The following is a 12754-nucleotide window of genomic DNA, read 5'->3' as shown; positions in this document are numbered from 1 at the left end:
TTGCAGCTGGTGCACGAGGGCGACACGCTGGGCTTCAACCTGGTCAGCACCGATCCGGATGGCGACACCACCCAGTGCTATCTGGTGTATGACGAGCACACTCCGGCCGGGGTGCAGTTCGATGGCCGCACCGGCTACTTCGAATGGACGCCGCCCGCTGGCACGGTGGACAACCTGCAGGCGCGCGATGGCCTGTTCACCTTCACCTTTGCCATCAGCGACGGCAATCTGCGCAGCACCCGCCAGGTGCAGGTCAAGGTGCTGGACGTCAACCAGGCACCGCAGATCCACGCTTCCAGCCATGCGCTGCTGGCCGGCCAGACCTTCCGCCTGCCGATCAGCCGCGTGGGCGGCAAGGGCTTGCAGATCAACGACGCCGATGGCGCCGCCCAGACTGCCGCGCTGAGCATCGCCTTCGACAATCTGCCCGAGGGCGCCCATCTGGAAGGCGATAGCCTGGTTTGGACGCCAGGCCCGGCGCAATTGGGCGACTTCGTCGTCACCGCCCGCGTCAGCGATGGTTACGACGTCAGCAGCCAGACCTTTACCTTGCGGGTGGTGGCCGACAACGCCGCCAATGCACCGACCGCCCTGATCGACCTGACCCCGTCCAGCCCGGTGGTGCCGGGCCAGACCATTCTGGCCACGGTACGCAGCCACGGCTACTGCGATATCGCCAGCGTGCGGGTGCAGATGCGCGGGGCGGCCATTGGCGCCGCCGACTGGAGCGATGTGGCGCTCGATGGCGCCGGCCGCGTGCAATTAGCGGCGGTGGCGCCGGGCCTGGCCGAGCTGCGCGTGCAAGTGGTCGATGTGGATGGCTTTAGCAGCACGACCAGCCAGACCATCCGGGTACGCGACCCGCAGGACCATGCCGCACCGGTGCTGCACTGGGGCGGCGCGCTCGATCAGGGCGGTCGCGATGCGCCGCCGCTGACGATCAGCGAGGCCATCACCGTGCAGGCCAGAATAGCCGATGTGCAGCTGGCGGGCTGGCAGGTGCAGATTGCCCGCCAAGGTAGCCAGCAATGGACGACGCTGCCCCCCTTGGATCGCAGCGGGCAGGCCGGCAGCGGCCTGCAGGATCTGGTCCGGCTTGACCCGGCCGGCCTGGCTAATGGCGTATATCAGCTCCGGCTCAGTGCCTGGGATGTCAGCGGCCAGGTGAGCGAGCTGGCCAGCCAGCTGGTGATCGACTCGTCCAACAAGCAGCTGAGCCAGGGCAGCGACAGCACGGCGCGCTTCCAGTTGGGCGAGCACAGCGTGCAGCTGCGCCGCGAATTGCCGGCACAAGCCGGCGCGGCAAGCGACTTCGGCAACTGGCAGCTGCCGCTGCTGGATACCGCGATCAGCAGCGACCAGCCCCTGCGTGATGCGCAAGGCGCGCTGGCGCCGTGGCAGGACGGCGCACGTCTGTGGTTGCGCGCCCCGAGCCTGGATGGCAGCAGCGGACCCTATCTGCACTTCAACTTCACCCCCACCAAGCAGGCGCTGGCTGGCAATGCCGGTGCGCCGGTGGTGTGGCAGGCTGCCTTCAGCAGCGACAGCGGCTGGCGCCTCGATGCCATCGATCCGTCGGCCCAGGCCGATGGCAATGCGCTGGCACCGGTCTGGCTGCAGAAAGTGGGCAATCGCCTGTATGAGCAAGCCAGTGGCCTGCCTTGGCAGCCGGCTGGCTTCTGCCTGACCGGGCCCGATGGCGCTCGCTATCTGCTCGACACCGCCGGCAAGCTGATGGCGGTGCGCTTCAGCGACGGCCAGCAATGGCTGGTGGATCAGAACAGCATTGCCCTGCTCGGCGACGCTACCCAGCGCATCAGCCTGCTGCGTGACCCTCTGGGCCGTATCGAGCAGATCAGCGGCCCGACCGCTGCGGCAGGCCAGTCGAGCTGGGTGTACCGCTACGATGGCCAGGGCCGCTTGATGCTGGCGCGCGAGCTGTATGGCAGCGATAAGGGCCAGCTGTATGGCTATGGCAATGACGGCCAGCTGATGAATGCGCCGCTCGATGCCAATCTGGGCGAAGCGGCCAACTGGCTGGCACGCAGCGGCGCCACCTGGCAGGGTCACCTGCAGGCCGGCCAGACGCTGCGGCTGGGATTCATGGTGCGCGACAGCGAACTGGCCTCCACCATCAAGGTGCCGGGTGCCAGTGGCAGCCTGCTGCTGGCGGTGCGTAGCCGCGCCAACATCACCCTTGGCGCCAGCGGTGCCACCGTGGTCGGCAGCAGCGTCAGCCAGGGGCAACGCACAAGCTTGATCCGGGTGAGCGAGGCTGGCCTCAAGCTGCTGACCCTGCAAGGCGAGGGCGATGCCGAGCTGTATCTCAGCGTGGCTGGCGATCTGGACGGCAATGGCAAGGTCGATGCCGCCGATAGCGCCGCCTTCGAACAGGCGCTGGCCGGGCAAGCCGCCGTGGGCGATATCGATGGGGATGGGGTCATTGCGTCCGCCGATCGCCAATTGCTGTTTGCCAACTACGGCTACCGCGCGCAATCCGCGCCGACCGTGCAGGCCTTGCCAACACCGGTGGCAAACACCCATAGCGATCTGGCGTGCCGGGTTGACCTGGGCAAGCTGGCTGCCAGCCAGGGCGAACCGATGTTCTGGCGCATCCTGGGCGCCAGCCATGGCAGCGCCCGCCTGGAGGCCGACGGCCAGAGCCTGCGCTTTACACCGGAGCCTGGCTTTGCTGGCGAGGCGAGCATTACCGTGCAGGCGGACGATGGCTTTGCCAGCAGTGCGCCGGTCGAACTCAAGGTGGCGGTCAGTGGGGCCAAGCTGCTGGCCTTGCATGCTGCGCCAATTAACGGCCTGCAAGCCGGGCAGGCGGCGCAGCTGCAACTGTCGGCCGACTTCGCCGATGCCCGTGGCGTGGCGCTGGATGCGGCCGGCTTGCTGGCAGGCGGCTATGTGCAGATTGCCAGCGAGTCGCTGCGCGACATTGGCTATGTCGGCGCTGCCGCCAGCGCAGTCAGCGTCGATACGGCTGGCATCATCCATGTCCGCTCGGCCGGCGCCGCCTTGCTGACCATCAGCCATACCGATGCCAGTGGCCATACCGTGCGCACCGTCACCGCCTTCAACACGGCGGCGGCCAGTGCTGGCGCGGATAAGGGTGCGGCCGATGATGTCGCGCTACCGGCGGCTGCGCTCGATGTCTACCCCGGCAGCCTGGCCCTGGTGCCGGGCGGCAGCCGGCAGATCAAGGTGAATACCGCCGCCGGCATTGCCGTCGCCATCTCGCAGACCAATCCGCATGATGTCCGCTTTATCAGCAGCGATGACAGCATTGCCACAGTGGACACACAAGGGGTGATCCATGCCCTGCGCGCCGGCCATGTCACCATCAGCGTGGTACATCTGGCCAACAAAACCGACTGGCAGGGTAATGTGATCAGCCAGGCTATCGCCCAGAACGATATCGATCTGCATGTCGAAGCGGCCCGAGTCATCGATGGCACGGCCGGCCGCGGCGTGCTGGTGAGCGCGAGCGAGGGCGGGGCGGTTAGTGCTGCGACCGGCGAAACGGTGCTGATCGGCGCCGGCAGCCTGCCAGCCGATACGCCGGTGAGCATTGCGCGGCTCGATGTGAATCATGTGGCGGAAACGCTGGGCCTGCCGCTACCGCGCCCCGACCTGCTCACCCCGCTGGCCGCCTTCCGGCTTGATCTGGGCGGGCAGAGCTGCACGGCGCCACTGCAACTGGCGATTCCGCTGCAGAACCAGGGCGACTTGGTAGCAGGCGACGAAGTGCTGTTCCTGAAAAAAGGCAGCGTGCTTGGCGCCGATGGTCTGCCGCACGATACCTGGTGGGTGCTGGACAATGGCTTTATCGGTGCCGATGGCATCGCCCGCACCGCCTCCAAGCCCTTCGTAGGTCTGGCCAACGGCGGCGAAGTGGTGATTGCCGGCCGGCATATCAATGCCTTTACCGGCGAAGTAAAGGTGTCGCGTCGTGCGCTGGTCAGCTTCGATGGACTGAGCCTGGATGTCTCCACCGGTATTCCCGGCACCGTCGGCCTGATTGCCAGTCTGGCGATCAGCGCCTTTACCATCGCCGAGTACACGGCTGCGGGCGTCTACCAGGTGCAAACCGTGCAAAAGAAGCTCGACGGCAACGGCAATATCGTGCTCGATATCCCGCCGCTGCCGGAGGGGGCCAACCCGCAAGACCCGCAGATCAGCGGTATGGAGGTGCTGCCGGGCAATCAGCTCAAGATCAAGCTCAGCCACGCGTTGGTCGATGGTATTCGCGCCTCGGACACCAAGTTCCGTGTATGGCTATCACCCTATGACCTCGATATCGACAGCCAGGGCAATGCCCGCGATGGCGATGATTGGAATGGCAAAGCCCTGAAGCGGCAAGGCTTCCGCGCCTGGGACAATTTGGGCGAGGCAGCGCTCGATGGCGATAGCCTGATCGTGAGCTACCCGGCGGGCGTGGCGCTGAGCATTCATGAATTGACCGTGCAACGCATCACCGCCAGGCAGACCTCGCGCGGTGAGACCAGTTGGGTCAAGAGTGGCGCTGCCGCCACCAGCCTGATCAATGGCCGTAGCGACTTCACGGCGGTGGCCATCGGTGGCGAGCTGCAGATCTACGACAAAAACCAGGCATTGATCCACCAGGAGAAGTTTATCGACGTCGATGGCGATGCCACCGACCTGGGCAGCCGCAGCAAGACCGACGCGATTGCCTTCAGCCTCGACAAGCGCCTGATGTTTATTGCCGGCAAGGGCGGGCAGATCCATGTGATGGACACTGCCACCCTCAAGCTGGTGCAGTCGATCTCGCTGGCTGGCTCCTCGGCCAGCCTGTCGGCGCTGGCGGTATCGGGCCACTGGCTGTATGTGGCCGAAGGCGGCGACTACCAGGCCAAGGGCGGCGGCCGGCTGATGCGTATCAATATCGACGAGACCGATGACGATTTCCTCAAGAACGAAGAGATCGTGCTGCCGGATGACCTGAAGGGCGAGCATGCCCGTACCGGCTACCGCGATCTGGCCGTGATCGAAGGCGCGCACAGCTATCTGGCGGTGACCTGCGAAGAGCGGGTGTTTGCCCGCGAAGCGCGCAAACCCGGCAATGTGTTTGTGCTGGATCTGGACAAGCTGAGCCGCAAGGGCAAGGCGCTGACCGCCGCCAATGATGCGCTGTGCCGGGTGGAATTCCCGAACGACAAGCTCACCGGCAATGCGCCGATGTATATCGAATCGGCCGGTATTGCCGATGGCAAGCTGCGTTTTATGCTGACCAATAGCTATGACGACAATGCCGGCTTCTGCGCGGTGACGGTCGCTTTGCAAGGCGCAGGCCAGCTGGGCAAGGCCGAAGTAAAGAAGGTGGTGGTCAACGGCGTGCCGCAAGACAAGGGCATGGTCGCCTCCGACCGCTACAGAAGCCGCTACCAGCTCAATATTCAACGGGCCAGAACGCCCATCCTGGTCAACCAGGACGGGGTGGAGTACGCCCTGGTAGCCGACAACTACCAGGTCTACAACGACCCGGTTTATGCGCTTACCGACTGGTTCGACGGCAAGATCTGGGGCAGCAAGATCGGTGTGATCAAGGACCCGTTCGGCAAGGCCGAGTACCTGGGTTCCACCACGCCGCTCTACGGCACCATCACCCGCGCCGCCCTCAGCGCCGACGGCCAGAGCCTGCTGGCCGACTTCCGCGACTGGGCCTATATCCAGACTGGCGACGCGGAAGAGTCGGGCCATCTGCTCAAATGGAAACTAAGCGACCTGATCAAGGCGGCCAATGAGCACTCGATCAAGAAACAGGACACCAGGCACCCGCTGCCGTTTGATGTGGTGAAAGTGGACGACGAGACGCAAGCCGTGCTGACCGCCACCAAGCTGCCGCTGCCTAGCCTGGATGGCAATACGCCGGCTTGGGTGGTGGGGATGGCGACGAGCAGTGTACTGACGCCGACCGATATCACGTTTACCGATCCGGCAAATCCTGAGCACTTGCTAACAGCTGGTGATACGCCGGTGCCTATTCCACCGGTTGGCAAAGTGGTGCCTTCGGCGAATTACGGCGATATTTTACGTGTCGATCTGATTGCTCTGCTACGGCAGGAACATCCCGCTTTGCGCTTGCTGGAGGACGCAGATTTTAATTTTAACAACACCATGAAGTTTGATAGCCGCGGTGGTGCCACGATCTTGGCCAAAGAAAATGGTGAGTTTCTGACTGCCGAGCGAGATAAAACTGCACAAGGTCCATCAATCGTTGCTGCTTCCGCGAAGACTTACCCTGGCCTTGATGGTCAAAACCAGCGGGAATTGCTGCAGAAGAGTGGAGTTATATTCATCGCGCCGGGCGTGGACAGTGAAGTGTTACGCAATGGCGATCGCCTGAAGGATAACTATCTTTTTCTGAATCTTAATAGAGACCTCATCAAGCCGTCAGGCATAGAAAAGATAAAGCGCGCTATTAAAAATGGGGGGCCGCTCACCGGAGATCCAAAGTACGATGCCTCTACGCTCGATTACCTCAAACTGATTTCGCCACAAACATCGGTGCAGGTGCAAATCAAGCTAACTGACTTTAAGTCGTCGACTGATCGCAAATTCTTTGGAGATCGTCCGTTGGATGATCCAGGCTATCACGCGTTTGAACTGGGTGGCACTGTGGGCCTTGGGCAAACCAACAAATTGCTTGACGTGTGGCGGGTGCAGCAGCGCCTCGCCTATTTGGGCTACCCAGCATTTGACCCAGCCAATGCCAATCAAGCCAAGGATTTCGACGTCGACGGCAAATTCAATGCCGACGACCAAAGCGCCTTGAAGCTGTTCGAAAAAGTTATCCGTTATGGTCAAGGGGATGGCAGCGAGAAAACCGTACGCGGTAGCTATCCGGTGGTGAAGGCCTCCATTCCTGGGGACCAGAATTTCTTGGTCAGCATGACCGTCGACTACTATGCCGACTCGACCAGCCCTACCGGCTACACCAGCAAATGGAGCGAACCTGTATTCACCCCGACGACAAGAGGCAGGCGACTCAGCGCCGCTGATCAGACCGCCCAAAAGGCCACTTTACGCTCCCAGGTCACCGACCGTAACGGCGACTTCTTCAAGGGACTGGAAGAAATGGCGCGGCAGGATTACGTCAAAAAGTACAACGACGCAATCGACAAGACCCGACACTTCAACACAAACAGCGCTGACTCCGACGGCGTGCTCGACGCCAAGGACCTTAATACCGCAGATCAAACACGCATCAATACCCTCAGCTGGCTGAATGCCTACAACGCGCCGCACTGGATGCAACTATTTAAGAAAGAGGCCGGCACTGGGCAAGCGGCGAGTGCGACGCCAGTCTATTCACCGGTTAACCACGACCTGGAAGGCTGGAAGGGGGCCGACGGGGGCGTCAGTAACCAGTTTGGCACGAGCTGGGTCTACGACTTGATGGTTGCCTCAAGCGGCGCAATGAAAGGTGGTGACGCCAAGCAGCAGCGCGGTGCCGAAAAACTGCAATTCGCTGGTGCGGGCGAGCTGGGCATGATGTTGAACCTCGGCATCAATAAAAACTATGTTTCCAAGCCTAACCAGGATCGAATCGACGGCGACCAAGTGCTATTTGGCCTGTACAACAAGTTCAGTCCAGACATTACCCGGCTACTGAAAGGCAATAGCTGGAACTTCGACAGCGCGTTGAAATTGTCTGACTTGTTGAAGAACGCTAACCGCACCAATGCCAACTGGCTGAAGGCGAATAACGAAACCTTGAGCACTAGCCGCCAAGGCGTAGACGACGAGGGCAGCGCGCTACGCGATTTCCTGTCGGTGTATACCGCCACACAGAAGGATGGCACGAGCGACAATGGTTCGTGGGATGAACTGAAGATTACCGGTACCGGAAATCAGGACACGATTCGCAAGGCTCTGTTTGGAGATGGGACGCAGAATGGTGGGCTGATTGATCGGAATGGGGTGCTGCTGGGTGGTTTAGGGACCAATGGCGTCAGTTTTAGCGATAAGCTTACGGCCGCATCGCTGGGTAAGATGATGCAAAGCAAGGTGTCATTGATAGATTGGGTCGATCCAATTAATTCGGCGATGACCGATTTCGAAATTAATACTCCAAAACGGTTGGCTGCTTTTTTGGCTAATGTTTGGGGGGAAACAGGAGGGCTAGCGAAGCTGTCAGAAAATACAAACTGGAATTTGTATGCTATGAAAAATGGAGCATATAGCCAGCGGTTTGTTAAGTTCAAGACCGCGGATGCGGCGACTATTGCAGCTTATGATGATAAGTCGGCCGACGACAAGGCGGACTACGCCTATCACAGTACAAATGTTCATGATGTTGCATACAATATGGGCAACACGGAGACTGATGATGGTCACAAATACAAAGGTCGCGGACTTTTGCATTTGACTTGGAAGGCAAACTACCAAGCAGCTAGCAGAGGACTTAATGCTGTTTATGGCGAAGGTACATATGATCTGGAAAAGAACTGGCAGTCAGTAAGCGACGATCGACTGGTGGCGGCACGAACTGGGACTTGGTTCTGGCGGCATTCTTTGCATAGGGATGCCAACGCCATTGTTGATCACGGCGCGTGGGACGATTTGGGGGTATTTAGAAGTTCAGTGATTGCTGTCCGAAATGGAGCTGATCCGCAACGGGATACCCATTGGCAAGAAATAGTAAAGCCTTTTGTTTATGCCGGAAATTCTTATGGCAATATGGGTGAGGTGCTAAAGGCGCTTGGTGTCCAAACCAGCAACGGCCGCGGCTATAACGGTCAGTTTGGCATTGCGCTCAATCATCGCATTGCGCAGGCTATTGGTAGCGCAAGACTCGAAGCCAAGGATGGGGTTCCTCAGTCATCGGTCGATCTGACCGGGCTGCAAGCCGAATTTGAAGTCTCTCCTGGAGAAACCGATATGCTCTTTGTTGCCATGCCAAATGTGCCACCACAACCGGTGCAGATGGTTGCCCAAGTTCAACCGAAAATTCCTGTCAAGGGGCAGGTTTATGGCACCGTTGGCGTTTGCTTTCCATTCTTGAATACAGGATTGATCGAAGAGCAAAGAATTCAGAATGGTAGTTATAGCTTGGGGGTGGCTGCTGAGGCGATTAACGTATTTGGATGGAACTTACCGCAGGGCTTTCCAAATATTGATTACCACAATGCCAAGATAGCCACACTACAAGCACCAAAGCATGGAAAGTTGGGAGATCAGCCTTATGTTGGATTTGATTTTTCGTATTATCCAGATAAGGGTTACCAAGGCACGGACAAGGTAGTCTTCTTGGTGGATATCGAAGGCTATCAAGTCAAGGTTGTCTATTACATAAAGGTCGTGCTTGGCAAAGACTATGCAAAGTTTTCCAATGACTTTGGTAAGTACTGTCCTTCGCCGAGTGCCTGGCAAATTTCATCTGCCGCTGCTGAGTCCTTTGCCCGGCAAATGACATCGATCGGCTGGGCGCTGGACCTGTCGCCCCTTACAGTCTCCGATCTTTCTTTGGGTGCCCTTGGCCAAACCACCGGCATCGGCCCCTCCGCCCAAATCACCCTCGACTACAACGCGGCCGGCCACGGCTGGTATGTCGATGCTGATCCAAGCGACAGCAGCGACTTCCTCCCCACCGCCGACCCCACGGTCTGGCTGGCGAGGCCGGGCAGCGCGGCTGATGGCAAGATGGATTTGCTCTCAGTCTTGCTTCATGAATACGGCCATGCGCTGGGTTTCGAGCATAGTCCGGATGCGGCTGACTATATGGCGGCTACGGTCAAGCCGGGCGAGCGCCGTTTGCCGTCGGCCGATGAGCTGGGTTTGATGCGTACCCTGCTGGCCCAGCTTAGTGGTAGCGATTCGGCCAGCGCGGCGGCAGTCAACCCCGCCAGCAATATACCAACGCAGCCTAGCGCGCCGACTGCGCCCTTGCCGCCAGTCGGCATGCTGGCCGGCTTGCTGGCGATTGGGCGCTTGCGTGCCAATCGGGGTGGCGAGCTGGGTCTGCTCAAGGATGGTTTGCAGCTTGGCGCGGCGCCGCAGCGCAGTACCGTTTTGAACCCGACACTGGCGAGTGTGGCAACGCCGACCGCCTGGCAGCGCGACGGCGCAGTGAGTCTGCCCGATTCGCCGCTGCCCACTGCTGCGCAAGCCACCATGCTGGCCGAGTCTGCCAGCGGTAGCGCGCATCTGTCACAAGCCTTCGAGATCGGCACTGCCGATCGCTACCTGGCTTTCACGGTTGACCAGGATTTGCAGGACAACCTTGACCACGGCCCGAACGATGCCTTCGAGGTGGCCCTGCTCAACGCCAATACCGGCGCCTCCCTGGTCGGTAGCGATGGCTTCGACCATAGCGATGCGCTGCTCAATCTGCAGCGCGAAGTGCAAGGTCTGGTCGAGCATCGCGCCAATGCGGTACGTGCCATGCGCAATGCAGATGGCAGCACCACCTACTATGTGGACCTGCAACATGGGCTGGATGGCAAGACGCTGGCCGGCACCCCGGCCGTGCTCAGCTTCGATCTGCTGGGCTTTGGCGATGCAGGCAGCCATATCAGCCTGCGCGATATCCACCTGGTGCAAACCCCGCAAGCCTTCGACCAGCCAGTGCTGGCGCAGGAAGACCACAGCATCAATGTGGCGCCGCAGACCATCGATGCCCATCTGCCTTCGAGCGCGCTGGCGGTAGTCAGCCAGCCGGCCCATGGCACGGTGTCGGTCAATCCCGACGGTACCTTCAGCTACACCCCGGCCACCCATTACTACGGCGCCGACAGCTTCCAGTACCAGTACACGGTCGATGGCCAGACTTCCAATATCGCCACCGTCAGCCTGCAGGTCAGTGAAGTGGCCTATGCCCCGGTGGTGCCAAGCGGCAGCCTTTCCGCCACTGTCACCGCTGGCAAGGCTTATTCGTTCGACCCGCTGGCTGGTGCCGTCGATATCAACGGCCACGCCATGCATGCCGTCATCGACCAGCAGCCGGCCCATGGCCAGTTGCTTACCAACCCGGATGGCAGCTGGACCTACACCGCCGACAGCCAATACAGCGGCGGCGATAGCCTGGTCTACCACCTCAACGACGGCCTGGCCGATTCGGCCCCGGTGACGGTCAACTTCACCGTCCAGCCGGCCCACCACGCTCCGGTGGCCAACGGTGGCGCGGTACAGCTCAAAGAAGATGGCAGCCTGGTGATCGACCTGCGCCAGTTCGGCAACGACCCGGACGGCAACGCCATGACCGCCACCGTCACCGCCCAGCCAAGCCATGGCAGCCTGGTGCAGAACAGCGACGGCACATTCACCTACACGCCCAAGCTGCACTACTACGGTGCCGACAGCCTGCGCTTCACTCTGGCCGATGCCTTCCTCGGCTCGCAGGAGGCCACGCTTGATATCGACGTCGCCAAGATCGAAATCGCCCCAACCCTGGCCGATAGCAGCCTGGGTCTGGATGAGTTCGGCAGTGTCACCTTCAATCCGCTGGCTCAGGCCAACTCGGCAAATGGCGACCCGCTGACCGCCCGGTTGGTCAACGACCCGCAGCACGGCACGCTGCGCGTCAATACCGATGGCAGCTGGACCTACACGCCAAACGGCAACTTCTACGGCACCGACAGCTTGACCTATAAGGTGAGCGACGGCGTGGCCGATTCGACCATTGCCACCCTTACCTTCAACGTCGCCAAGCAGGAAATCGCCCCGACGCTGGATGGTCAGACCATCAGCCTGGACGAAGACAGCCTGGCCACGATCCAACCACTACGCGGCGCCACCGACCTGAACGGCGACCCGCTCACCGCCCGCATCGTCAGCCAGCCAGCGCACGGCACGCTCACCGTCAATGCCGATGGCAGCTTCGCCTACACCGCTGCCCTGGCTTACAACGGCGCCGACAGCTTTAGCTATGTGGTGAACGACGGCACGGTGGATTCCAATATCGCCACCGTCAGCATTACCATCACCTCCAGCAACCACGCCCCCACGGCAGTCGATTCGCTCGCCGTCGGCAGCGAAGACAGCGCCCTGGTCCTCACCTGGCGCGACTTCGCCGTGGCCGATGTGGATGGCGATGCGCTCAGCATCACCCTGAACGCCCTGCCAATCGACGGTTTGCTGCAAAAGCAAATCACCGGCAACGACGGCAAGCCACAGTGGATCGCCGCCAGCGTGGGCGATCGCTTCAACCAGGCCGATATCGATGCCGGCAAGCTGCGCTTTATCCCGGCTGCCAATGCCTCGGGTGGGGCAGGGTATGCACTGGCCGGTTATGGCAACCAGCATCAGCACTACGCCAAGCTGGCCTACACGGTGTCGGACGGCAAGCTCAGCGCCAGTGCGGTGGTCAACCTCGATATCGCCGCCGTGGCCGATGCGCCCACCGTCACCCTCGGCGCCACCCAGAGCAGCCAGACCCTGTTCACCACCGGCTGGGAAGCCGCCCCGGCCAGCAGCAATGGCCAATCGGTGCTGGTGGGCGGCAGCCTGTTCGATGGCTGGAAACTGATCACCGAGGGCGACCAGCTCTACGGCGGCCAGAACGGCTTCGAGATCTGGCACAACGGCGACGCCATGCAGGCCGCCAATGGCTATAGCTACAGCGTCAATGCCGCAGCCGGCAATGGCAGCCGTTTCCTCGAGCTGAACGATGCCGCCGGCAGCCAGTACCAGACCTTGGGCATCAGCCGCCAGATCGACACCCGCGCCGGCGAGCGCTACGACCTCAGCTTCGATCTGGCCGGCCGCCTCGGCTTTGATGGCGACG

At 61.1% G+C, this 12754-nt stretch carries 1 protein-coding gene; it reads left to right on the top strand.

What is annotated here, in order from left to right; all coding sequences use genetic code 11:
* A partial coding sequence (locus ACE3OH_RS12190; protein WP_374352805.1) for an Ig-like domain-containing protein occupies nt 1–12754 on the top strand: 12754 nt, incomplete at both ends.

Source organism: Chitinimonas sp. (assembly GCF_041904975.1).
Classification (GTDB): Bacteria; Pseudomonadota; Gammaproteobacteria; order Burkholderiales; family Chitinimonadaceae; genus Chitinimonas.
Note: the sequence above shows the minus strand (reverse complement) of the source record. Positions and strands in the feature narration are given on the sequence as shown.